19 protein-coding genes are annotated in these 24,931 nt (G+C 70.2%); 16 read left to right on the plus strand and 3 right to left on the minus strand.

What is annotated here, in order from left to right; genetic code table 11:
• Positions 1 to 78: 78 nt before the first annotated feature.
• Positions 79 to 1,131 carry a glycosyltransferase family 2 protein gene (locus tag ACTZQ5_RS01505; protein ID WP_443583383.1) on the minus strand — a complete coding sequence of 351 codons (1,053 nt, stop codon included), beginning with the start codon at positions 1,129 to 1,131 and terminating at the stop codon, positions 79 to 81.
• Positions 1,128 to 3,614, minus strand: coding sequence for a DegT/DnrJ/EryC1/StrS family aminotransferase (locus ACTZQ5_RS01510; protein ID WP_443583384.1), 2,487 nt, complete (start codon positions 3,612 to 3,614; stop codon positions 1,128 to 1,130). Before ACTZQ5_RS01510 ends, ACTZQ5_RS01505 begins: the two co-directional genes overlap by 4 nt.
• A gap of 583 nt (positions 3,615 to 4,197) precedes the next feature.
• Here ACTZQ5_RS01510 and ACTZQ5_RS01515 point away from each other — a divergent pair.
• From ACTZQ5_RS01515 to ACTZQ5_RS01580, 14 genes are all read left to right on the plus strand, one after another.
• On the plus strand, positions 4,198 to 4,668 hold the full coding sequence (locus ACTZQ5_RS01515; protein ID WP_443583385.1) for a MarR family winged helix-turn-helix transcriptional regulator: 471 nt from the start codon (positions 4,198 to 4,200) through the stop codon (positions 4,666 to 4,668).
• Positions 4,665 to 6,068 (plus strand): efflux transporter outer membrane subunit, encoded by a 1,404-nt coding sequence (locus ACTZQ5_RS01520; protein ID WP_443583386.1) that lies wholly within the window; start codon positions 4,665 to 4,667, stop codon positions 6,066 to 6,068. The genes ACTZQ5_RS01515 and ACTZQ5_RS01520 overlap by 4 nt, the downstream gene beginning before the upstream one ends.
• Positions 6,065 to 7,231, plus strand: a complete 1,167-nt coding sequence (locus ACTZQ5_RS01525) for an HlyD family secretion protein (RefSeq protein WP_443583387.1) — start codon at positions 6,065 to 6,067, stop codon at positions 7,229 to 7,231. The genes ACTZQ5_RS01520 and ACTZQ5_RS01525 overlap by 4 nt, the downstream gene beginning before the upstream one ends.
• Positions 7,232 to 7,305: 74 nt before the next feature.
• Positions 7,306 to 8,838 carry a DHA2 family efflux MFS transporter permease subunit gene (locus ACTZQ5_RS01530; RefSeq protein WP_443583388.1) on the plus strand — a complete coding sequence of 511 codons (1,533 nt, stop codon included), beginning with the start codon at positions 7,306 to 7,308 and terminating at the stop codon, positions 8,836 to 8,838.
• Between the two features lie 153 nt (positions 8,839 to 8,991).
• Positions 8,992 to 9,702: a response regulator gene (locus tag ACTZQ5_RS01535; RefSeq protein ID WP_443583389.1), complete on the plus strand. Its 711-nt coding sequence runs from the start codon at positions 8,992 to 8,994 to the stop codon at positions 9,700 to 9,702.
• Between the two features lie 145 nt (positions 9,703 to 9,847).
• Positions 9,848 to 11,158 (plus strand): ATP-binding protein, encoded by a 1,311-nt coding sequence (locus ACTZQ5_RS01540; protein WP_443583390.1) that lies wholly within the window; start codon positions 9,848 to 9,850, stop codon positions 11,156 to 11,158.
• Positions 11,159 to 11,321: 163 nt separating this feature from the next.
• Positions 11,322 to 11,456, plus strand: coding sequence for a hypothetical protein (locus tag ACTZQ5_RS01545; RefSeq protein WP_443583391.1), 135 nt, complete (start codon positions 11,322 to 11,324; stop codon positions 11,454 to 11,456).
• A 5-nt stretch (positions 11,457 to 11,461) separates the two neighbouring features.
• A complete protein-coding gene (locus ACTZQ5_RS01550) occupies positions 11,462 to 12,976 on the plus strand; it encodes a SulP family inorganic anion transporter (RefSeq protein ID WP_443583392.1) in 1,515 nt (504 codons plus the stop codon).
• 153 nt (positions 12,977 to 13,129) lie between these two features.
• On the plus strand, positions 13,130 to 13,975 hold the full coding sequence (locus ACTZQ5_RS01555) for a TorF family putative porin (RefSeq protein WP_443583393.1): 846 nt from the start codon (positions 13,130 to 13,132) through the stop codon (positions 13,973 to 13,975).
• A gap of 214 nt (positions 13,976 to 14,189) precedes the next feature.
• Complete coding sequence (locus tag ACTZQ5_RS01560; RefSeq protein WP_443583394.1) at positions 14,190 to 15,302, plus strand: glycoside hydrolase family 130 protein; 1,113 nt, start codon at positions 14,190 to 14,192, stop codon at positions 15,300 to 15,302.
• Entirely contained in the window at positions 15,299 to 16,879 is a 1,581-nt protein-coding gene (locus tag ACTZQ5_RS01565; RefSeq protein WP_443583395.1) for an alpha-amylase family glycosyl hydrolase, read from the plus strand. The genes ACTZQ5_RS01560 and ACTZQ5_RS01565 overlap by 4 nt, the downstream gene beginning before the upstream one ends.
• A gap of 10 nt (positions 16,880 to 16,889) precedes the next feature.
• Entirely contained in the window at positions 16,890 to 17,897 is a 1,008-nt protein-coding gene (locus ACTZQ5_RS01570; protein WP_443583396.1) for a glycosyltransferase family 4 protein, read from the plus strand.
• A 33-nt stretch (positions 17,898 to 17,930) separates the two neighbouring features.
• The gene (locus ACTZQ5_RS01575) at positions 17,931 to 19,589 is read left to right on the plus strand and encodes an MFS transporter (protein ID WP_443583397.1); all 1,659 of its coding nucleotides are present in this window, start codon (positions 17,931 to 17,933) and stop codon (positions 19,587 to 19,589) included.
• The gene (locus tag ACTZQ5_RS01580; RefSeq protein WP_443583398.1) at positions 19,586 to 20,737 is read left to right on the plus strand and encodes an HlyD family secretion protein; all 1,152 of its coding nucleotides are present in this window, start codon (positions 19,586 to 19,588) and stop codon (positions 20,735 to 20,737) included. The genes ACTZQ5_RS01575 and ACTZQ5_RS01580 overlap by 4 nt, the downstream gene beginning before the upstream one ends.
• Before the next feature lie 74 nt (positions 20,738 to 20,811).
• Here the strand turns inward: ACTZQ5_RS01580 and ACTZQ5_RS01585 are convergent, their stop codons facing one another.
• Complete coding sequence (locus ACTZQ5_RS01585; RefSeq protein WP_443583399.1) at positions 20,812 to 21,120, minus strand: GIY-YIG nuclease family protein; 309 nt, start codon at positions 21,118 to 21,120, stop codon at positions 20,812 to 20,814.
• A gap of 150 nt (positions 21,121 to 21,270) precedes the next feature.
• Between ACTZQ5_RS01585 and ACTZQ5_RS01590 the strand changes: the two genes are divergently transcribed.
• Both ACTZQ5_RS01590 and ACTZQ5_RS01595 read left to right on the plus strand, forming a co-directional pair.
• Positions 21,271 to 22,728 carry an efflux transporter outer membrane subunit gene (locus tag ACTZQ5_RS01590; RefSeq protein ID WP_443583400.1) on the plus strand — a complete coding sequence of 486 codons (1,458 nt, stop codon included), beginning with the start codon at positions 21,271 to 21,273 and terminating at the stop codon, positions 22,726 to 22,728.
• Between the two features lie 109 nt (positions 22,729 to 22,837).
• Positions 22,838 to 24,931, plus strand: a complete 2,094-nt coding sequence (locus tag ACTZQ5_RS01595) for an ATP-binding protein (RefSeq protein WP_443583401.1) — start codon at positions 22,838 to 22,840, stop codon at positions 24,929 to 24,931.

Below are 24,931 nucleotides of genomic sequence, written 5' to 3' on the forward strand. Positions count from 1 at the left end.
TTCCCTCTCCCGATGGGAGAGGGAGGGAGCGCCGCAGGCGCGGAAGGGTGAGGGTGGCCGCGGGCCGGCCGGCGCCCCTCAGGCAGCCCGCATCCGCCGCACCGCCCCGACCGCCCCCGACCAGAGCAGCGTCTCCAACCCCGCATAGCCGAGCCCCAGATGCGGCGGCCGCGCCGCAAGCACATCGCTCAACCCGACGCTGCCCGAGCGCAAGCCCGCCCGCCCGATCCGCGCCCAGCGCCGCGCGGTTTCCCACCGGATCAGCTTGCGGCTCTCGGCATCGGGTCGCTCCTGCTGCAGGAAAGCGGTCTGCAACGCCGCGATCCCCTCCCCCAGCCGCACCAGCGTCGCGCGATCGGGCACGGGCAGGCCACCCATGTTGTGCAGCACCAGCAGCGTCGCGAGGTCGGCCGCGCCAGCCTTCCCCAGCAACGGCGCATGCCGCTCCGCCAGCACCCGCATCGCCGACGCGCGCATCGTGTCGGTGAACCGCTTCGACGCGCCGCCCGCATGCTGGCGGTAGAGCAGCAACGGCGTGTCGATCCGCGCGATCCGGCCGAGCGGGCGGATGCGATGGTACAGGTCGAAATCCTCGGCGTAGAGGATGTCGGGCCGGGTGAAGGGGTCCAGCCTCAGCGCGGCATCGGCACGGACCATCACCGTCGACCAGACGAGGGGATTCTCGATCCAGCTGAGCCAGACGATCAGGTCGGGCGTGGTGTGCGGCGCATAGTGCATCGCCGATACCTTGCGTCCGTGCAGCTGGTTCGCCTGTCCCCCCACCAGCACGACGCCGGGATGCGCATCGAGATAGGCGACCTGCCGCGCCAGCCGATCGGGCAGGCATAAATCGTCCTGGTCGAGCCCCGCGATATAGCGCCCGCGCGCCGCCGCGACGGCGCGGTTGCGCGTCCGCACCGGCCCGCCGTTTTCGGCGTTCTCGATCAGCCGGACGCGGGGATCGCTCCAGCCGCGCACGATCGCCCGCGTATCGTCGGCCGAACAATCGTCGACGACGATCGCCTCCCAGTCGGCCAGCGTCTGCCGTTCGAGCGATCGGAGCGTTTCGCCGATGAAGCCCGCCCCGTTGTAGCCGGGGATGACGACCGAGACGGTCGGCGCTGCGCTCATGCCGCCGCCTGTGCCTCCCGGTCGAGCAGCTGGTCGACGATCATCTGGCCGACGTCGTTCTGCCACAGCCACAGCCCGTTCGCCTGGCCGCGGAAGCTCGCCTCGCCGCCCAGCCGGCCCCAAGGCACGAAGCCCGCCGACAGGCCGATGCCATACGCGCCCGGCACCGGCCGGTCGGCGGCGTCGAGGATCCGGCAATGCCGGTCGACCATCGGCCGCCCGGCATGATGCGCCAGCGCGATCGGCGCGCCGTCCGCCGCCAGCAGCGGCACCGCGCGCGGGCGATAGCCCAGCGCGCCGATCACCAGGTCCGCGCCCGCGATGATCCGCTGCGCCGCTTTGTCCACGTCGCTCGCGATCCGGTGCGTCGCGACGCGCGGGTCGGGCGTGCGTCCGCCCAGCGCCAGCATCCGCAACACCAGCTCGCGCGATTCCAGCCGCAGTCCGGCCAGTCGCAGCACGAAGCCGCTGACCGGGCAGACATCGTTCTCGTCGAAATCGTGGAACCCATCGGCATGCGCCGCGGCGATGGTCGGGTAGAAGGGCTTGAGCGGCTGCCGGTGGAGAATGGTGATCGCCCCCGCCCCGAAGGCGAAGCCGGGCTGGTCCTTCAGCAGCAGCACCGCCGCGGCGATCGCGCTGGTCGATGCGCCGACGATCGCGACGCGGGGCGCCGGCACCGCGCGCAGCCGCGCGTGCACCGCCGCCATGCCGCCCAGCCGCAGCACCGCGTCCGACCGCATCAACCGCTCGCCCGCGAGGGTGCCGAGCGGCGCACCCCCGACCTGCGTGGCGGCGACCTGTTCGTCGGTCTGGTAGCCGCCCGTCGCCACCACGACGTTGGCCGACACCAGCTTGCGGATTGCGCCACCGGGGTCCTGCACCGTGGTGCGCCAGCGCCCGTCGCCGGTCCGCTGCACGCGTGTCGCCGCATGCCCGGTCAGCACCTCGCCCCCATGCGCGACGACGATGTCCTGCAACCGGTCGGCGGTCGCCGCGAGCAGCGGCGCGGTATCGACCAGCGGCGCACCCAGTTCGCCGACATAGCGCTGCATCAGCCGCGCCGCGGGATGATCCGCCAATGCGGCGAGTTCGGGGTGCGGATTGTCCTTCACCGCCGACAGGAACGTCTCGGCCGTCGTGTCGGAGCGAATCGCATAATGGCCGAGTTCGCCTGCGCCGAGGCGCGGCCGGCGCTCGACGATCGCCAGCCCCGCGGTCGCGAGCGGCACCAGCCGGCCCTGCTTGCTCGCCGCGGTCAGCATCGCGGTACCGGCCGGGCCACCGCCGATCACCACCGTCGCCAGATCGTCGCGCACCTGTGCCGCCCCCACGCGCGCCAATGCACCGTCCGCCACCGTCTCGATCGCGCGGACGAGGCGGGCGGCGATCACCGGCGCATCGGCGGCGGTCATCGCATCGGTGATCGGCAGGCTCAGCATCCGCGCGCCGATCGCATCGGCGACCGGCGTCGGCTCGATCACCGCGGTGTCACGGAACAGGGGCTGTTCGCCGAGATGCGGGCTGAAATACTGGCCGGCACCCACTCCGTCGGCGGCGAGCGCGGCGATGATCGCCGGGCGATGTGCGGCGAGGTCGCCGGGCAGCAGCACCGGCATGAACTGCGTCGCCTGCCGCCGCCCGCGCACCGCCTGCGTCGTAAAGCCGGCCAGCGCCGCGCGATAGGCGGCGTCGATCGCGGCGCGTGCCTCGCACACGGGTTCGATCCCGCTGAGCTTGGCGCGCGCCATCAGCGCGATCACCTCCGGCAGCTTGGCGTTGATGCCGGGCAGCGTCGCGCTCCGCCCCGCCTCGAAACCGAAATTGACCATCCCGCGCAAGCCGTCGATCAGGCCGGGGTCGCCGCTGTAGACGAAGCCGCCCTCCGCCACCGAAAAGGTCTTGGTCGCATGCATCGAATAGACGATCGTGAACGGCGCGCCGGTGCCGAAGCCGCGGCCCGCATCGTCGATCGTCCCCAGCGATGCGGCGGCGTCGATCACCACGCCGACGTCATAATGACGGGCGAGCCAGGCGTAGCGATCGAGGTCGATCGCCGTGCCGAAGGTCGCATAGGGCACGATCACCCCGATGCGATCCCCGTAACGGGCGAGCAGCGCCTCCTCTTGCGCCGGATCGGCCGTCCAGCCATCGGGCTCGATGTCGCAGATCAGCGGCGTCAATCCCGCCCATAATGCCGCCTGCGCCGTCGCGGCAAAGGTCAGTGCCGGCATCAGCGCCAGCGTCCCCGGCCGCGGATGCAGCCCCGCCGCCTGACGCAGCGCGACCATCAGCCCCAGCGTCGCATTGCCCACGGCAAGCCCTGCGCCGACGCCACCGAACATTCGCTCGACCATCTCGGCCTCCAGCGCGCGCACCTCCGGCCCGTTGTTGCTGAACACGCCCGACGCCTCGATGCGACGCAATCCGTCGGTCAGCGCGGACAGCCGCGGCGGATTGGGCGCGATCAGCGGATATTCCATGCAGCGGGCGTCCTGACGAAGTCCAGCCGCCCGCTTAGCCAGCCGCCCCTAAAGAACCGGTTAGCGCCCCTCCGCACGCGACATCCTCCCCGGCACGGAGAGGGGGACCAGCGAAGCTGGTGGAGGGGCAGCCCCAAACGGCGACCCTGCCCTGGCGATCATCGAAGTCCTCCCTCGGCGCAGCCGGGGGAGGGGGACCGCCCGCGTAGCGGGTGGTGGAGGGGGCGTTTCCCCAAGCACGACATGCGTCGCTTACCTCCCCCTCCGTCAGGCTGCGCCTGCCACCTCCCCCTTGCGGGGGAGGATGCGGGTTCCTTTCTCTTTCTCCCTTACGGATCAGGATAGGTCGCAATCAATCCTCCCCCGCCAGGGGGAGATGGCGCCGCAGGCGACGGAGGGGGAGGACTCCCAACCGTCGGTCGTCGCTTACCTCCCCCTCCGTCAGGCTGCGCCTGCCACCCTCCCCCTGGCGGGGGAGGAATGCGAGCGCACCCCTTTTGCTGGAGCGACGGGTTCGGCCAATATCAGCAACATACAGCAACAAACGATTGACTGCCTCGGCAACCGTTGCCATGGCAACCATATGTCCTTCTACTCCGACTCGAACTTCGACCCCGAGAATTCGATCGGCTATCTCATCCGCCGGTCCGAACAGCTCGGCAGCGCCGCGCTGGAGCCGGTGTTCGCCGCCGCCGATATCACCAAGACGCAATGGAGCGCGCTGGTCGCGCTGCACTTCAACCGCGCGACCACCTGTGCCGAGATCGCCCGCGACCTCGGCCACGACAAGGGCGCGACGACGCGGCTGGTTGACCAGCTGGAGGAGCGCGGCTGGATCACCCGCACCCGCGGCGAAGACGACCGCCGCCTGGTCCGGGTGGCGATCACCCCTGCCGGCAGTGCCATCGCCGCCGACGTCCGCGACAGCGTGATCCGCGTGTGGAACCGCTGGCTCGACGACTGGAACGACAAGGACATCGTCGAGCTGATCCGCCTGCTCGGGCGGCTGCGCGACACCCTGCAACAGGCCCCCGACGAAGGCACAACCGCGTGAAACCAGCCTCTCTTTCCCTGCTCGCCGCGCTGCTGGCGAGCGCCTGCGCCGTGCCGCACAGCCCGCCCGCGGTGGCGCCGGTCGCGCCCGCGACACTGGGCCTTTCCGGCGCGGCGGCGCCGGCGATCCGCGACGATTGGTGGACCGGCTTCGGCGATCCGCAGCTCGACCGTCTGGTCACCGATGCGACCGCGGGCAATCCGACGCTCGACGCCGCGCTCGCCCGTGTCGCCCAGGCACAGGCGGTGCTCTCCAGCCGCCGCGCCGAGGATGGGCCGGACCTGACGCTCGACGGATCGGGGCAGGTGCAGCGCCTGTCCGGCCGCTACATCATCCCCCCGCCCTATGGCGGCACCGTCCGCTTCGTCGGTCAGGCGCAGGCGAACCTCGCCTGGAACCTCGATCTGTTCGGCCGGCAGAAGGCGGCGATCGCAGGCGCGCGGGCCTCGGCCGAGGCGGCGGGGCTCGACCTCGCCGCCGCGCGGCTCGCCATCGCCGGATCGGTGGTGCAGACCTATGTCGACCTCGCGCGTGCCGAGGCGGAGGCGGCGATCGCCCGCCGCACGATCGCAACGCGCGAGGAATCGCTGCGGCTGGTCAACGTGCGCATCCGCAACCGCCTCGCCAGCAATCTGCAGGCGACCGCCGCGGGCACGCTGCTCGCCCAGGCGCGCACCGCGCTGGTCCGGGCCGAGGGCGCCCGCGCACTCGCGGTGAACGCGCTCGCCGCGCTCGCGGCACGCGGGCCGGATTATGCCGCCGGTATCCGCCCGGCGACGCTGCGGTTCGATGCCGCGCTGCCGCTGCCCGCCGCGGTGCCGGCCGACCTCCTCGCCCGCCGGCCGGACATCGCCGCGGCACAGGCGCGGATCGCCGCCGCCGCCGCGGGACGCCAGGTCGCACGCCGCGCCTTCTACCCCAACGTCAACCTGTCGGCGCTGGCCGGCTTCCAGGCGATCGGCCTCGGCAACCTGTTCAGCCTCGATGCCGGGACGGTCGGTGCCGGGCCGGCGATCCACCTGCCGCTGTTCGACAATGGCCGACTGAAGGCGGACCTCGCCGGCGCCACCGCCGCGCTCGACCTCGCCACCGCCGACTACAACGACCGGGTGATCGGCGCGGTGCGCGAGGCGGCGGACGGCATCGCTCAGGTCCGCAACCTCGCCGACCAGCGCGCACGCACCGCCGAGGTCGTGCGCGGCTTTGCCGAAACCAACCGCCTGAACGCGATCCGGGTCGAGAGCGGCCTCGATAGCAAGCTCGACCTCGTCGACAATGACGTCCGCCTGCTCGACGCCGAGCTGGCGCAAGCCAATCTCGCCGCCGAAGCGGCCCGCCAGCGCGTCGCGCTGGTGCTGGCGCTCGGCGGCGGCTTCTCCTCGCAGGAACCCCGCCGATGACCGACACGCAAGCCCCCACTCCGCAGCCCGCATCGTCGGGCGGCAAGCCCAGGGCACGCCGCCGCGCCTTCCTGATCCTGGGCGTGATCGTCCTGGTGGCGCTGATCGTCTGGGCGGTCTTCCACTTCCTGCTCGCCAAGCCCGAGCAGGAGACGGACGACGCCTATGTCGCCGGCGACGTCGTCGCGATCACCGCGCGCGACGCCGGGCAGGTCATCGCGATCCACGCCGACAACACCCAGACGGTCAAGGCCGGGCAGCCGCTGATCGATCTCGATCCGGTCACCGCCGATGTCGCGCTGGCATCGGCCGAGGCGGAGCTCGCCCGTGCGGTGCGTGCGACCCGCGCCGATTTCTCCAAGGTATCCGAAAGCGGCGCCGCCGTCGTCCAGGCGCGCGCGCAGCTGAATGCCGCAACCGCCGACTACGCCCGCCGCCAGGGCGCCGCGGCGCAGGGTGCGATCTCGGGCGAGGAGCTCGCCCATGCCGCCGACGCGGTGAAGGTCGCACGCGCCAACCTCAACCTCGCGGTCAGCCAGCAGGCGCAGTCGCAATCGGCGGTCGAGGGGACCAGCACCAGCACCAATCCCGCCGTCATGGCCGCGATCGCCGCCTATCGGCGTGCCGCCATCACCCGCAGCCACATGCACATCATCGCGCCCATCGACGGCGTGGTGGCGCAGCGCACGGTGCAGATCGGCCAGCAGGTCGCGGCGGGCACGCCGCTGATGGCGGTGGTGCCGCTCACCCGCGTATGGGTGGACGCCAATTTCCGCGAAACGCAGCTGAAGGACCTGCGGATCGGCCAGCCCGTGCACATCACCGCCGACATGTATGGCGACGATGTGGTGTTCCACGGTCATGTCATCGGCGTCGGCGCCGGATCGGGCAACGCCTTCGCGCTGCTGCCGCCGCAGAACGCCAGCGGCAACTGGATCAAGATCGTCCAGCGCGTACCAGTGCGCATCGGCCTCGACCCCAACGAACTGGCGCGCAACCCGCTGCGGGTCGGCCTGTCGGTCAACGCCACGGTGGATACGGCCAACCTGTCCGGCGCCCGCCTCGGCCGCCCGGCGGCACCCACCTATGCGCGCCAGCCGACCGACGGCACCGATCCCGCCGTCGAGGCGAAGATCCGCCAGATCATCGCCGCCAACCGCTGATGCTGTCCCCCTCGCCCTCACCCTTCGCCGGCTACGCCCGAAGGGTGCGGGTGATATCCTGAAGGCATAAGATCATGCCCCCGCAACCTGCCCCCCTCACCGGCGGCAAGCTCGCGCTCGTCGCCTTCGCGCTGGCGCTGGGCACGTTCATGATGGTGCTCGACAGCACGATCGCCAACGTGTCGCTGCCGACGATCGCCGGCAATCTCGGCGTCTCCAGCGACAATTCGACCTGGGTCATCACCGCCTTTGCGGTGGCGAACGGCGTCGCCGTGCCGCTGACCGGCTGGCTGATGGGCCGGTTCGGGGTGGTGCGCACCTTCTGCACCGCGGTGGCGGCGTTCACCGTCGCCTCGTTCCTGTGCGGCATCGCCTGGGACCTGCCGTCGCTGATCGTCTTCCGCATCCTCCAGGGCGCGTGTTCGGGGCCGATGATGCCGGGCAGCCAGGCGCTGCTCATCTCGATCTTCCCGCCCGACAAACGGTCGACCGCGCTCGGCGTCTGGTCGATGACGACGCTGGTCGGGCCGGTGATGGGGCCGATCCTGGGCGGCTACATCAGCGACAATTACCATTGGAGCTGGATCTTCCTCATCAACCTGCCCTTCGGCATCTTCACCACCCTCGTCTGCTGGAACGGCCTCAAGAGCCGCGAGACGCCGACGCGCAAGCTGCCGATCGACACCGTCGGGCTGATGCTGCTCGTGCTGTGGGTCGGATCGCTCCAGATCATGCTCGATCTCGGCAAGAACGCCGACTGGTTCAACGATCCGGCGATCTGCGTGCTGGCGGTGGTCGCCGCGGTCGGCTTCGTCGCATGGATCATCTGGGAACTGACCGACGCCAATCCCGCCGTCGACCTGTCGCTGTTCCGCAACCGCAATTTCGCGATCGGCACGCTCGCCTTCTGCCTCGGCTATGCGGTGTTCTTCGCCAACACGCTGATCCTGCCGTTGTGGCTGCAGACCCAGCTCGGCTACACCGCCACCTGGGCGGGGCTGATCGCCGCGCCGAGCGGCGTCGTCGCGGTGCTGATCTCGCCGCTCGCCGCGCGCCTGTCGGGCAAGATCGATGCGCGGCTGCTGGCGACGGTCGCCTTCCTCGCCTTTGCCGTCTCCTACTGGATGCGCTCCAACCTCGTCACCGGCGCCGCGGTGTTCGACTTCATGGCGCCGCTGCTCGTGCAGGGCATCGCGATGAGCATCTTTTTCCTCGCGATGGTCACCATCCTGCTCGACGGCGTGGCACCACCCCGCATCCCGTCGGCGACGGGCATCTCCAACTTCGCCCGAATCGTGGCAGGCTCGTTCGCCGCGTCGATCATCACCACGGCGTGGGACCGGCGCGAGGCGCTGCACCAGACCCGCCTCGCCGAGGCGATCGGCCAGGGCGTGCCGCTCCAGATGGCGAGCGACACCCTGCAAAAGCTCGGCGCCACCTCGACGCAGGCCGCCGCCGCGATCACCCGGCAGATGGTCGGCCAGGCCTATCTGCTCGCCTCGACCGATCTTTTCCGCGTCTCGGCATGGCTATGCGGGGCGATGGTCGTCATCGTGTGGTTCACCCGCCGGCCCAAGGGCGGCGGCGGCCCGGTCGCGGCCGACTGATCGGCAGCGGCCCCCTCCTGCCGGTCAAAGGATGGAGGGAGCCGCTACCTTGCCGGGACGACGCGCGATGCACCCGCGATGTTCCCGGTCCGGTCATACCCAAGCCCCCCGCTCGGTTGACCGGCCGGGCGTCCTTGCCTACCCCATGCGACCATGACCGCGCCCACCATCCTCCTGGTCGAGGACGATCCCGCTCTCCGCACCCTCACCACCCGCGCGCTGCAGGAGAACGGCTACCTCGTCCGCCCCGCCTCCGCCGCGCCCGAAATGTGGCTGGCGCTGGAGGCCGGGCCCGTCGACCTCATCCTGCTCGACATCATGCTGCCCGGCACCAGCGGCATCGATCTGTGCCGCGCGCTCCGGCAGAAGAGCGAGGTGCCGATCATCTTCATCAGCGCCAAGGGCAGTGAGACGGATCGCGTCGTCGGCCTGGAACTCGGCGCCGACGATTACATCGCCAAGCCCTTCGGCAGCCGCGAACTCATCGCCCGCATCCGCGCCGTGCTCCGCCGCGGCACGCTCGAACGCCGCCCGGGCGAGCGGGAGGAGGGCGTGCTGACCTTCGACGATTGGCAGATTACCCTGCCCCGCCGCGAGCTCACCTCGCCGACCGGCGCGGTGGTCGACCTGACCGGCGCCGAATTCGACCTGCTGGTCAGCCTGGCCGAACACGCCGGGCGCGTGATCGCGCGCGAACGGCTGATCGAGCTGTCGCGCACGCGGCTGGGCGACAGCTCCGATCGCAGCATCGACGTGCTCATCAGCCGCCTGCGCCGCAAGCTGTCGAGCGCGGGCAAGGACGCGCCGATCATCACCGTGCGCGGCGTCGGCTACATGCTGAATACCGAGGTGACGCGGCGTTGACGCGCGGCCTCGCGCCCGCACATCACGCCGCTCGCCCTGAGCCTGTCGAAGGGCCGGTCGCTGCACGCATCGCCGCGCCGGTCACGACCCGTGCTTCGACACGCTCGGCACACACGGCGGCGGGGAGGTCTGCGCCTCTCCGACCATGAAGCGCTTCGTCCAGCCCTCGATCGGCCTGCTCGGCCAGATCGTCGCCATCCTGCTCCTCACCATGGTGATCGAGTTCGGCGCCAGCACCCTGCTGTACGAGCGCGCCAGCCAGTTCGCGGTGCGCGACGACGAGGCACGGCGGCTCGCCGAGCATCTGGTCATCGCCCGCCGCCTGATCGCCGAACAGCCGCCCGAGCGGCGCGGCGACATGGCGAACGATCTCACCACCGAACGCTATGCGCTGCACTGGCAGCGCGACCTCGCCGCACCGCCGCCGATCGCGCCCGCGCTCGACAACATGCGCCATCAGGTGGTCGACTGGGAGCCGTCGCTCGGCACCACCGACCTCAGGCTGAAGCTCACCTCGCCCGGCCGCAGCTCGGTGGTCACCGGCGGGTTGCAGCTGACCGATGGCAGCTGGCTCTATTTCCGTACCCTGGAGCCGCTGCAGAACCTCAATCTCGCCACCGAGCGCATCTTCCTCGCGCTCGTGCCCGCCGTTGCGCTGATGGTGATCGGCGGCCTGCTCATCCGCCGCGCGCTGACGCCGATGCGCCAGCTCGCGGTCGCCGCCGATACGTTCGGCGATGCCGAGCACGATCCGGTTCCCGAAGCCGGCCCGCGCGAGGTGCGCCACGTCGTCGCCGCCTTCAACCGGATGGCGGCACGCATCCAGCGCCTGATCGCCGACCGGACGCAGGCGCTCGCCGCGGTCGGCCACGACCTGCGCACGCCGCTCGCCCGCCTGCGGCTGCGCGCCGACGGCGTCGACGATGCGCCGACTCGCGAAGCCATCCAGCGCGACATCGGCGAGATGGAGGCGATGGTCACCTCGCTCCTCGCCTTCCTCGGCGGCGGCAGCGATCCCGAACGCCCGGTGCTGAGCGACGTCGCCGTGCTGTGCGCGACGCTGATCGACGATGTCGAGGACCGCGACCTGCCCGGCGTCTACGACGGACCGGCGCATTGCGAGGTCACCGTCCGCGTCTCCGCCCTCAAGCGCGCGCTCGGCAACCTCGTCGAAAATGCGCTGCATTACGCCGGCAACGTCGCCATCCGCCTGACCAGCGCGCAGGCCGGCGTCACCATCGCGGTGGAGGACGACGGTGCCGGCATTCCGGAGGACCAGTTGCGCCGCGTGCTCGAACCGTTCGTCCGGCTCGACACCGCGCGTCCGCGCGACACCGTCGGCTTCGGCTTGGGCCTGCCCATCGTCGCCCGCATCGTCGAGGCGGAGGGCGGCACCCTCACCCTGTCCAACCGCGCCAGCGGCGGCCTGCGCGCAGCCATCTTCCTGCCGCGCTGAACCGCGCCTCCGCGCGTGCCCGCAAAGGCGCGGCGCGGCGCCAGGTTCCTCGCGCCCCGCCTCAGACACACTTTAACACGAAGCCGCGGCGCGCCGGCAAAAACGGGTCGGTACACGGGTCCGTTCCAATGCGGCGTCCGCCGCATCCCAGGAGTGTCGTGCCGTGAACGAACCGCTCTGCCTCGATCGCGTAGCCGACCGCTTCCGCCCGATCCGCGAAGGCGCAGCCTTCCCGATCGTCCCCACCGCCTCGTCGCGTCAGGCTTCTGACGTCGTCTTCGCTCAAGCCGCGGAGTAGTCCCCATGTCGGGCGCCTTCAAACTGCCATCGGTCCCGGTCCTCACCCGCGACCTCACCGCCTCGATCGTCGTCTTCCTGGTCGCGATGCCGCTCTGCATGGGCATCGCGGTGGCGTCCGGCGTCCCCCCGGAAAAGGGGCTCATCACCGGCATCATCGGCGGCATCATCGTCGGTGCGCTCGCCGGCTCGCCGTTGCAGGTCAGCGGCCCCGCCGCCGGCCTTGCGGTGGTCGTGTTCGAACTCGTCCGCGACCAGGGCCTCAGCGCGCTCGGCCCGATCCTGGTCCTTGCCGGCCTGATCCAGTTCGTCGCCGGCATCGCCCGGCTGGGCGGCTGGTTCCGCGCGATCAGCCCGGCGGTGGTCCACGGCATGCTCGCCGGCATCGGCGTGCTGATCGTCGTCGGCCAGTTCCATGTCCTGTTCGACGCCAAGCCGCTGCCCAGCGGCCTCCAGAACCTCGCCGCCGCACCCGGCCGCCTGCTCGGCCTGTCGCCCGGCAACATCGCCGCGGCCGAACTCGCCTTCGGCATCGGCGTGCTGACCATCGCCGCGATGATCGGCTGGGAAAAGTTCCGCCCCGCCTCGTTGAAGCTGGTGCCCGGCGCGCTGATCGGCGTGCTCACCGGCACGGTGGTGGCGCTGGCGTTCGGCCTCGACGTGGCGCGCGTCAACGTGCCGCAGTCGATCACCGCCGCGGTCGCCTTCCCGGGGCCGGAGATGTTCGCCAAGTGGGTCGACCCGTCGATCATCGCCGCGGCACTCGCCATCGCCTTCATCGCCAGCGCCGAGACGTTGCTGTCGGCGGCGGCGGTGGACCGGATGCACGACGGCGTCCGCACCAACTACAACAAGGAACTGCGCGCGCAGGGCGTCGGCAACTTCCTGTGCGGCCTCGCCGGCGCGCTGCCGATGACCGGCGTCATCGTCCGCTCCTCGGCCAACGTGCAGGCCGGCGCCAAGACGCGGGCGTCGACCATGTTCCACGGCATCTGGATCCTGTCGTTCGTCGCCCTGCTGCCCTGGCTGCTGCGCGAGATCCCGATGGCGGCGCTGGGTGCGATCCTGGTCGTCACCGGCTGGCGCCTCGTCAGCCTCAGCCACGCACGCCACCTGCTGTCGCATTACGGCCCGCTGCCCGCCTTCATCTGGCTGGCGACGCTGGTGACCGTGGTCGCCGAGGACCTGCTCACCGGCGTGCTGGTCGGCATCGGCCTGTCGATGCTGGAACTGGTGCCGCACCTGAAGCGCCTGGGCCTCAAGGTGCAGGAAGGCGAGCTGGCCGGCGCGCACGCGATCAACCTGTCGGGCGCCGCGACCTTCGTGTCGCTGCCCAAGCTGTCCGACACGCTGGAGCGCGCGCCTGCCGGCACGCCGGTGCGGCTCGACGTGAGCAACCTTGCCACCGTCGACCACACCTGCGCCGAGCTCATCAAGGACTGGTTCCAGCGCCGCCGCGCGGCCGGGGATGCAGTCGAGCTGTTCGGCGCGCGTGGCAAGACTGCCGCACTGGCGCATTGATCGACAACCGCCTCACGAAAACGGTTGTTCGGGGCGGAATGCTGCGATAGCGAAGAAGCGTCCGGGATAGATCGGTGCCCCTCCCCTGCGGAGCGAGCGCACCGGCGGCCCGGACGCAGGAGGGACCCTTCCCATTGTTTCGAAAGGGGTCCCATGAAGTATCTGAGCCTGGCCGCGGCGTCGCTCGCGGCATTCGTCGCCCTCCCCGCCACCGCGCAGGAGACGGCGCCTCCCAAGCCGATCACCGTTTCGGGCAGTGTTGCCCTCGTCTCCGACTATCGCCTGCGCGGCGTGTCGCAGACCGACAAGGAAATGGCGGTACAGGGCGGCCTCACCATCGCCCATTCCAGCGGCCTGTACGTCGGCACCTGGGCCTCCAACCTCGCCGGCTGGGGCACCTTCGGCGGTTCCAACATGGAACTCGACCTGATCGGCGGCTACAAGACGCCGATCGGCGGCGGCGCACTGGACGTCGGCCTCACCTGGTACATGTATCCGGGCGGCGCATCGAAGACCGATTTCGCCGAACCCTTTGCCAAGCTGTCCGGCACCGCCGGCCCAGTCTCGCTGCTCGCCGGCGTCGCCTATGCGCCCAAGCAGCAGGCGCTCGGCAAATGGTACAACAGCGGCGCAGCCTATGCGACGGGCGTTCCCAACAATCCCGGCAAGGGCAACGACAACCTCTATCTCTGGGGCGACTTCGCCGCCGCCGTGCCGAATACACCGCTGACCGCCAAGGCGCATATCGGCCATTCGGACGGCAATTCCGGCCTCGGCCCCAACGGCACCTCCGCGGCACCGACGGGGCATTACTGGGACTGGCTGCTCGGCGCCGATTACGCGATCAAGGGCACCCCGCTGACGCTGAGCGCCTATTACGTCGACACCGACATCACCAAGCGCGAATCGGCCTACCTGCAGCCGAACTTCTCCTCGACCAAGAACGGCAGCTCCATCGCCGCGAGCCAGGTGGTGTTTTCGGTCAGCGCCGCGTTCTGACCTCCGTTCCTCCCTCGGCGCAGCTGGGGGAGGGGGACCGTTCGCCGCAGGCGAATGGTGGAGGGGGCGTTCCCGCAAGCACGACGTGCGCGGCTTACCTCCCCCTCCGTCAGCCTTCGGCTGCCACCTCCCCCTGGCGGGGGAGGACGATAGATCCTCCCCGTTCCGGGGAGGAATTCGGGGAACCACTGCGCCGCAGCGACGCTAACGCAGGATGCACGATGCGCTGATCTTCACCCCCGACGACGTCGACCTCACCCGCTCGCCGCTGCGCCGCGGGATCGCCGAGCCGACCTACGTCCTCGGCGCGTTCAATCCCGGCTTCACCCGCCTGCCGAGCGGCAACCTGCTGCTGATGGTCCGCATCGCCGAGGCATTGTCCGAGCCGGTGCGCGACGGCCACGTCCGCTCGATCCGCTGGACGCCGACGGGTTACGTGCTCGACGCATGGCCGCTCGCCGACGTCGACATGACCGATCCGCGCCAGTTCGACCTGAAGGGCAGCCGCCACCGCGTCCTCGCCCTCACCTCGTTGTCCTGGCTGCTGCCGGTCGAGCTCGATCCGGCGGGCGAACGGATCGTCGCGGTGCATTACGACGCGGCGATCGAGCCCGCCGCCACCTACCAGGATTATGGCGTCGAGGACGCGCGCATTACCCGCATCGGCGACAGCTGGTACATGACCACCTGTTCGGTCGGCGCGGAGCGGCATTGCACCACGCTCCACACCTCGCGCGATGGCCTCCATTACCGGCTGGAGGGGATCGTGCTCGATCACCAGAACAAGGACATGATCCTGTTCGAAGGCCTTGTCGGCGACAAGTTCATGGCGCTCACCCGGCCCCTCGGCGAGGTCTATTTCGCCTATCCGCCCGGCAGCCCCTATCGCGCCGGCCCGTCGATCAACCTTGCCCAAAGCCCCGATGCGCTGCACTGGAAGCCGCTCGACACCCCCGGCCTGCGCCCGCGCAAGGCGTCGACCTGCTCGGCGAAGATCGGCGGCGGCACCCAGCCGATCCTGACGCCCGAAGGCTGGCTGATGATCTATCACGGCGTCGAGGCGCGCGACACCGTCGGCATCTATCGCAGCTTCTGGGCGCTGCTCGACCGCGACGACCCGTCGCACATCCTGCGGCTGGAGGATGAGACGCCGCTGATGGAGGCGAACCCCGCACTCACGCAGCGGATCGCGCATCAGGTCTATCTGCCGACCCCGGTCGTCTTCTCCACCGGTCTCGTCGACACCGGCGACGACTATCTGGTCGCGAGCGGCGAGGCCGATCTCGCCTGCCGCATGACCCGCCTGCCCAAGGCGCGTTTCGTATGAATTGGTGGCAGACGGGATCGATCTATCAGGTCTATCCGCGCTCGTTCCAGGACAGCGACGGCGACGGTATCGGCGATCTCAAGGGGATCGAGGCGCGGCTCGATCACCTCGTCGCGCTCGGCGTCGATGCGCTGTGGATCTCGCCGATCTTCCCCTCGCCGATGCACGACTTCGGCTATGACGTCGCCGATTATTGCGGCATCGATCCGCGCTTCGGCACGCTCGCCGATTTCGACAGCCTGCTCGCCGCCGCGCATGCGCGCGGGTTGAAGCTGCTGCTCGATTTCGTCCCCAACCACAGCTCCACCGACCATCCCTGGTTCCGGGAAAGCCGGTCGTCGCGCGACAATCCCAAACGCGACTGGTACATCTGGCGCGATCCAGCCCCCGATGCCAACGGTTCTTGGGGCCCGCCCAACAACTGGATCAGCGACTTCGGCGGCTCGGCGTGGGAATATGACGCCACCACCGGCCAATATTACTACCACGCCTTCCTGAAGGAACAGGCCGACCTCAACTGGCGCAATCCCGACCTGCGGCAGGCGATGATGGACGTGCTGCGCTTCTGGTTCGATCGCGGCGTCGACGGGTTCCGCATCGACGTGCTCTGGCACATGGTGAAGGACGCCGCGTTTCGCGACAACCCGCCCAACCCCGCTTACCGGCCGGACATGGGCGAGATGCACAGCGTGCTCCAACTCCACTCGACCGATCAGCCCGAGGTGCATGCCATCGCCGCCGAGATGCGCGGTATCGCCGACAGCTATCCCGGCGACCGCGTGCTGATCGGCGAGATCTACCTGCCGGTCGAGCGATTGATGCACTATTACGGGCTGGACGCGCCGGAGGTGCACCTGCCCTTCAATTTCCAGCTGATCGACGCACCCTGGGATGCGCGCCACCTCGCCCGGCTGATCGGCGAATACGAAGCGGCGCTGCCGCCCGGCGGCTGGCCCAATTGGGTGCTGGGCAACCACGATCGCCCACGCATCGCGACCCGCGTCGGCCAGGAACAGGCGCGCGTCGCCGCGGTGCTGCTGCTGACGCTGCGCGGCACGCCGACGATCTATTACGGCGACGAGATCGGCCTGACCGACGTGGCGATCCCCGCCGACCGGGTGCAGGATCCGCGCGAGCTCCGCGAGCCAGGCCTCGGCCTCGGCCGCGACCCGGTACGCACCCCGATGCCGTGGAACGCCAGCGCCCATGCCGGCTTCTCCACCGCCGAGCCATGGCTGCCGCTCAACCCCGACTGGCCGACGCGCAACGTCGCCGCGGAGGGCGACGGATCGATGCTGGCCTTGTACCGCGCGCTGCTCCACCTGCGCCGCAAGCATGCCGCGCTCGCCATCGGCGACGTCCGCCTGATCGAGGCGGAGGGCGACGTGCTCGCCTACGAACGCCGGCAGGGCGACGAGCGGATCGTCGTCGCGCTCAACCTGGGAGCGAACGAGCAGCGCGTGCGGTTACCCGCAGGCGAAACGCTGCTGACCACGCACACGTCCTCTCACCCCAGAGGGGACAGCGAGTTCACCCTGATGCCGAACGAGGCTGTCATCCTGCTCGCCAGCCGCTAAGCCCACGCCCATGAAGATCGCGATGCTCGCCCCCATCTCGTGGCGCACCCCGCCGCGCCACTATGGCCCGTGGGAACTGGTCACCAGCCTGCTGACGGAGGCGCTCGTCGCCCGCGGCGTCGATGTGACGCTGTTCGCGACGCAGGACAGCCTCACCGCCGGCACCCTCGCCGGCGTCGTTCCCGCCCCCTATTCCGAAGATCCCGGCATCGATGCCAAGGTGTGGGAATACCGCCACCTCGCCCATGTCTTCGAACGCGCCGGAGAGTTCGACCTGATCCACAACCAGGCCGATTTCCCCGCCCACGCCTTCGCGCATCTGGTCGCCACGCCGATGGTGACGACGATCCACGGTTTCTCGTCGGACCGTATCCTGCCGATGTACCAGCCCTATCAGGACCGGGTGCATTACGTCGCGATCAGCGATGCCGACCGCTCGGCGCAGCTTCGCTATGCCGCGACGATCCACCACGGCATCGTGCTGGACGATTTCCCGTTCGATGCGCAAGGCAGCGACGACCTGCTGTTCTTCGGCCGCATGCACCCCGACAAGGGCGCGGCGGAAGCGATCGCGGTGGCCGAGGCGACCGGCCGCCGCCTCGCCATGTACGGCATCGTCCAGGATCAGGGCTATTACGAGCGCGCCGTCGCGCCGCACCTGTCGGCCACCATCACCCATCCCGGCGCGGTCGGCGGCGACGAACGGACGCGCGCGCTCGGCGCCGCCGCGGCGCTGCTCCACCTCATCAACTTCGACGAACCCTTCGGCCTGTCGGTGATCGAGGCGATGGCCTGCGGCACGCCGGTGATCGCGATCAACCGCGGCTCGATGCCCGAACTGATCGACGATGGCGTCACCGGCTTCCTGGTCGACAGCGTCGACGAAGCGGTCGCCGCGGTCGCCCGGCTGGGAGAGATCGACCGCGCCGCCTGCCGCCGCGCCGTCGCCGAGCGCTTCTCGGTCGAACGCATGGCCGATTCCTACATCGCGCTCTACCGCACCATCATCGGCGACTGAACCGGCGGCAGATTTGCGCGTATAGCAGGAACCATGTTCGCCCGGCTCCGCCGCTTCCTGTCCGAAGAACGCTGGGAGTTCCTGCCGCATGAGGTTCCCGCCATCCCCGGCTCGCCGGGATCGGTGGAGCACGCCTTGCGCTACCGCATCGCTTATGGCGCGATCGCGGTGCTGCTCGGCCTCACCGGCGGCCTCGGCAACGCCCTCATCTCGGCCAACACCTATACGCTGCAAGGGGCGCTCGGCCTCGATCCGGCGGAGATCGCCTGGCTGCCGACGATCTATGTGATGACCAACGTCAGCATCAACCTGCTGCTCATCAAGTTCCGCGCGCAATTCGGTCTCAGGCCGTTCGCGCTGATCTTCCTCGGCCTCTACGCCGCCTTCACGCTCGGCCACCTGTTCGTGCGCGAATTCGACACCGCGCTGCTGGTCCGCGCGGCGAGCGGCATGGCCGGCGCCGCCGTCTCCAGCCTGTGCCTCTATTACATGATGCAGGCGCTGCCGCTCAAATGGCGGCTGAAGGCGGTGGTGGTCGGCATCGGCATCCCGCAATGCGCGACGCCGCTCGCCCGCCTGTTCTCGCCCGACCTGCTCGCCATGTCGCAATGGCGCACGCTCTACCTGTTCGAACTCGGCCTCGCCCTGCTCAGCCTCGCCGCCGTCGCCCTCCTCCGCCTGCCGCCGACCACGCGGTCGAAGGCGTTCGAGCGGCTCGACTTCGTCACCTTCATCCTGTTCGCCGGATCGATGGCGCTGTTCGCCGCGGTGCTCGGGCTCGGCCGGATCGTCTGGTGGACCAATGCGCCCTGGATCGGCTGGGCGCTGGTCGCGGCGATCCCGATGCTCGCTGCGGCGCTGCTGATCGAGCATCACCGCGCCAACCCGCTGCTCAACACCCGCTGGCTGGGCAGCGCCGACATCGTCCGCTTCGCCGTGGTGACGATCATGGCGCGCATCCTGCTGTCGGAACAGACCTATGCCTCGGTCGGGCTGCTCACCGTGCTGGGGCAGAACAACGATCAGCTGGGGACGTTCTTCGCCATCATCTTCCTCGCCTCCGCGGCGGGCGTGACACTGAGCGCGATCACGCTGGACGTGAACCGGCTGGCGCATCCGATCATGCTGGCGGTCGGCCTCGTCGCGGTCGCCGCCTTCGCCGACAGCCACGCGACCAGCCTCACCCGCGCCCCGCAGATGTACTGGAGCCAGGCGCTGATCGCCTTTGCCGCGACCTATTTCCTCGGTCCTGCGCTCTTGTTCGGCATGACCCGCGCGTTGCAGCAGGGGTCGGGGCATATCATCAGCTTCGTCGCGCTGTTCGGCCTCATCAATTCGATCGGCGGCCTCGCCGGCACCGCGCTGCTCGGCAGCTATCAGGTGATCCGCGAAAAGGCGAACAGCGCCGCACTGGTGCAGAATATCGACCCGACCGATCCGATCGTCGCGCAGCGGCTGCAGGCGGGCGGCGCCGCGGTGTCGCGCGTCGTCGGCGATCCGGCGCTGCGCAGCGCGGAAGGGGGCGCCATCCTGTCGCAGGCCGCGACGCGCGAGGCCAACGTCCTTGCCTATGACGACGTGTTCCGGCTGGTGGCGGTGCTCGCCGCGCTCACCTTCTGCTACCTCGTCTTCCTCATCATCCGCCGTGCCCGCCGCGAACGGCGCGCCGCTTTAGCCGAGACGCCCGCATGACTGACGCCCGCAGCCCTGTCGATCCGGCGCCCGCCACGGAAGAGGCGCTGGCGGAAGCGGACGCGCCACCCGCCGCGCCGGCGAGTTCGGGCTGGCGACCGCAGCCGCCCGGCCGCACCGCGCTGATCGTCATCGTCCTCCTCGCCGTCGGCGGCGTCCTCGCGGTGCTCGCCGCGTGGCGGATGCCGCCCTTCGCCAACGCCTATCAGTCGACCGACAACGCCTATGTCCGCGGCCGCACCACGGTGATCGCGCCGCAGGTGTCGGGCTATGTCACGCAGGTGTTCGTCCGCGACTTCGACACCGTCGTCGCCGGCCAGCCGCTGGTGCGGATCGACGACCGCATCTACCGCCAGCGCGTCGACCAGGCGGCGGCGCAGGTCGCGGCGCAGGCGGCGACGCTCGCCAATGCCCAGCAATCGGAACGCAGCCGCACCGCCAGCTTCGCGGCGCAAACCGCCGCCGTCGCCAATGCCGAGGCGCAGCTGATGCGCGCGCAGGCGGACATGAACCGGGTCAACGACCTCGTCACCGATGGCTCGGTCAGCTTGCGCGAGCGCGACCAGACGCTCGCCGCGCTGCGTCAGGCGCAAGCCGGCGTGCAGCAGGCGCGCGCCGCGCGCGAGATCGCGGCGCAGGATATCCACACCGTGCAGGTCGGCCGCGGCGGCCAGCGTGCCGGTGTATCCGGCGCCGAAGCCGCCCGCCGCCTCGCCCAGATCGATCTCGCCAACACCGTCATCCGCGCACCCGAAGGCGGCCGCCTCAGCGAAGTCGGCGTCCGCGTCGGTCAATACGTCACCGCCGGGTCGCAGCTGATGTTCCTCGTGCCGCCCGAAACCTGGGTGATCGCCAATTTCAAGGAGGCGCAGACCGCGCGCATGGCGGTCGGCCAACCGGCGAGCTTCACCGTCGACGGTCTCGCCAACGCGCGCCTCACCGGCCGCGTCGAGCGCATCTCGCCCGCGGCGGGATCGGAATTCGCGGTGCTGAAGGCGGACAACGCCACCGGCAACTTCACCAAGGTGCCGCAACGCATCGCGGTCCGCATCCGCATCGACCCCGGCCAGTCCCTCGCCACCCGCCTGCGCCCCGGCATGTCCGTCCAGGCCCGCATCGACACCGCCACCGGCCCGGTGGTGCGGTGACCTCGCCTCCTCCCCTCCGTCACCCCGGACTTGTTCCGGGGTCCACCGATCAGCAGGCGTCACCGTCTGCGAATTCAGCCGAGCGGCGGCAACCCCAGGTCGACCGCCAGATCGGACCAGGCCGGATTGTCCCGCTCGATCAGGTTCTTCTTCCAGTCGCGCCGCCAGCCCTTGATGCGCTTTTCGCTGGCGATGGCATCGGCCATCGTGTCGGCGACCTCGAACCACACGAGCAGCACGACGCCATAGCGGCTGGTAAAGCCTTTAAACGTGCCATCCCGATGCTGAATGATCCTGCCGATCAGGTTCGATGTGACGCCAACGTACAGAGTTCCGTTGAAACCACTGGCCAGGATATAGACGCACGGTTGCCGGTCTCTCACGCCAAGCAGACTGGAGCATCACCGATGCGGGAACAAGCCGCGACAACGGTCGGGTCCGCTTCGCTTCCCCTACCCACCCCGTCACCCCGGACTTGTTCCGGGGTCCACCCTTCCCCACGCTCGCCGGCGTGTCAGTACGCGGCACCGTGGATGCCGGAACAAGCCCGGCATGACGGCGGGATCGGAGGAAACCTCGTCGTACCCAACGCCATCCGCGTCTTCGCGCGCACCCTCATCGCCATCGCCGCGAGCACCACGCTCGCCGCCTGCATCGGCCCCCGCCCCGCGCCGCCCGCCGCCAGTGCCGTCGTACCGCCGCCGGCATGGCGCACGGCACTCGGCCAGGGGCAGCCGGTGCGTGCGGACTGGTGGAACGCGTTCGGCGATCCGGTGCTGACCGATCTCGTCGCCCGCGCGCTGGCGAACAACGTCGACCTCGCCGCCGCGGCGTCGCGCATCGAGGAGGCACGCGCCGCGCTGCGCCTCGCCCGCGCGCAGCAGACGCCGACGCTCGGCGGCGCGCTGCCCGGCACCACCGGCCAGACGGTCAGCCCGTTCGGCACGCCCAGCGACGCCTTCGGCGCGCAGCCGGCGATCACCGCCAGCTACGATCTCGACCTGTTCGGTCGTTTGCGCCAGGCGAGCCGCGCCGCGCAGGCGCAGGCGCTCGCCAGCGTGGGCGCGCGCGACACCGTCCGCCTCGCCATCGCGAGCGGCGTCGCCAGCGGCTACATCACCTTGCGCGCGCTCGACCAACGGCTCGCCGTCGCGCGGCAGACGCTCGCCGCGCGTACAGAAGCGCTGCGCATCGCCCGCCGCCGTGCGGAGGCCGGCTACACCTCCAACCTCGAACTGCATCAGGCGGAGGCGGAATATCGCGCCACGCAGCAACTCGTCCCCGCCGCCGAGCTGGCGATCAGCCGGCAGGAGAATGCCCTCAGCCTGCTGCTCGGCGCCAACCCCGGCCCGATCCCGCGCGGCGCATCGCTCGACCGGCTGGCGACGCCCGCGATCCCCGATGGCCTGCCGTCCGACCTGCTGCGCCGCCGGCCCGACCTGTTCCAGGCGGAACAGGCGCTGGTCGCCGCCGACCGCACGCTCGACAGCGCGCGCGCGGCGATGCTGCCCAATTTGGCGCTGACCGGCTCGGCCGGCGTGGTGCTCTCGACCGCCCTCGCCAACCCGATCGGCGTCTTCTCGATCGGGGCGAGCGTGCTGTCGCCGATCTTCGACGGCGGCCGGCTGCGCGCGCAGAACGATGTCGCGGTCGCCCGCCGCGATCAGGCCGCCTTCGCCTATCGGCGCACCGCGCTCACCGCCTTTCAGGAGGTCGACAATGCACTTGCCGGCGTACAGCGCTCGGGCGAGCAGGCGACCGCGCTGGGGTTGCAGGTCGATGCGCTCGCCGCCGCGCTGCGCAACGCCAGCAACCGCTATCGCGCGGGCTATACCTCGTACATCGAACAGCTCGATGCGCAGCGCGGCCTGCTCACCGCCGAACTGGCGCTGGTGCAGGCGCGCGCCGACCGGCTGACTGCCTATGTATCGCTCTACCAGGCGATGGGGGGCGGCTGGACGCGCGAGGATGTGGCCGCGACGACACGCTGAGCCTCGCTTCGTCGCAGGGGGCAGGATCACTTCGCCGGACGGGACGTTGGCCCTTCCCCGACCCTAATCCATGCTTGTCCCCGCCTCATGAACGACTATGCCCGCCGCCATGGCCGATGAAGACCTGCAGAGCTCCGGCGCGATCAGCGTCGGCAGCTGGGATTGGGACGTGGCGGCCGATCGCATCACCGCCGATCCCGCCTTTGCTGCCCTCTACGGCGTCGATCCGGCGGAGGCACGGGCCGGCACGCAGCTGGAGCGCTTCTTCGGCGCCATGCACCCCGACGACCTGCCGCGGGTGCGCGAGGAGATCGCCGCCGCGCTCGCCAGCGGCGCCCCGTTCGAAAGCGACTATCGCCTGCTCCAGCCGGACGGCCGCGCGCGCTGGGTGGCGGCACGCGGCCGCGCGGTGCTCGACAAGCAGGGCCGCGCCGTCCGCTTCCCCGGCATCAGCTTCGACATCGACACGCGCAAATCGGCCGAGCTGCGCCTCCAGGCGCTGGTCCAGCTCAACGACCGGCTGCGCGATGCCGGCGACCCCGCCGATCTCGCTTATGCCGCGGTCGAGATCCTCGGCCGGCTGTTCGACGTCAGCCGCTGCGGCTATGGCACGATCGATCGCCATGCCGAGACGATCGTCACCGAGCGCCCCTGGTGCGCGCCCGGGATCGAGCCGCTGCCCGCGATCCTGCATTTCCGCGACTATGGCTCGTATATCGAGGATCTGAAGCGCGGCGAGACGGTGGCGATCGGCGACGTCTACCACGATCCCCGCACCCGCGACACGGCGGAGGGGCTGAAGAGCCTCGCCGCCCTGTCCTTCATCAACATGCCGGTGACCGAGCAGGGCGGCTTCGTCGCGCTGCTCTACCTCAACAACGCCGTTCCGCGCATCTGGCTGCCCGAGGAGGTGGCCTTCGTCCGCGACGTCGCCGAGCGCACCCGCGATGCGGTGGAGCGCCGCCGCGTCGAGCAGGAACTCAGCCAGCTGACCGCCAGCCTGGAACAGCAGGTCGAGGATCGCACCGCCGAGCTGATGATCGCCGAATCGCACCTCAGGCAGGCGCAGAAGATGGAGGCGGTCGGCCAGCTGACCGGCGGGCTCGCGCATGATTTCAACAACATGCTGACCGGCATCTCCGGCGCGATCGAGATGATGCAGGTCCGCATCCACCAGGGCCGCATCGGCGAACTCGATCGCTACGCCAATGCCGCGCTGGGCGCGGCCCGCCGCGCGGCGGCCTTGACCCATCGCCTGCTCGCCTTCTCGCGCCGGCAGACGCTCGATCCCAAGCCCACCGACGTCAACCGGCTAATCGACGGCATGCGCGATCTCGTCCAGCGCACCGTCGGTCCGTCCGTCGCCATCGAGGTGGTCGGCGCGGGCGGCCTGTGGCCGGCGATGGTCGATCCCAACCAGCTCGAGAACGCGCTGCTCAACCTGTGCATCAACGCCCGCGATGCGATGCCCGACGGCGGCCGTATCACCATCGAGACGGCGAACCGCTGGCTCGACGCCCGCGCCGGGCGCGAACGCGACCTGGAGCCCGGCCAGTATCTGTCGCTCTGCGTCACCGACACCGGCACCGGCATGACGCCGGAGGTGCAGGCCCGCGCCTTCGACCCCTTCTACACCACCAAACCGATGGGTGAGGGCACCGGCCTCGGCCTGTCGATGATCTACGGCTTCGCGCGCCAGTCGGGCGGCCAGGTACGGATCTATTCGGAACTCGGGCAGGGCACGACGATGTGCATCTACCTGCCGCGCCACTACGGCGACACCGCGGACGATGCCGACGCCGATGCCGCCCTGCCCGCCGCCACCGCGGCGGAGGGGCGCCACACGGTGATGGTGGTCGACGACGAACCGACGATCCGCATGCTGGTGGTCGAGATCCTGGAGGAGATGGGCCACACCGTGCTGGAGGCGGGCGACGGCGCCGGCGCGCTGCGGCTGCTGAACACCGGCGCCCACGTCGATCTGCTCATCACCGACGTCGGCCTGCCGGGGCAGATGAACGGCCGTCAGGTCGCCGACGCAGCACTGGCCCTGCTGCCCCAGCTGAAGGTGCTGTTCATCACCGGCTATGCCGAGAATGCGGTGATCGGCAACGGCCCGCTCGGCCCCAACATGGCGCTGGTCACCAAACCCTTCGCGATGGACGTGATCGCCGACCGCATCCGCACCATCCTGGAAGGCTAG

Origin of the sequence: Sphingomonas cellulosilytica, assembly GCF_052321755.1 — a bacterium.
Classification (GTDB): Bacteria; Pseudomonadota; Alphaproteobacteria; order Sphingomonadales; family Sphingomonadaceae; genus Sphingomonas.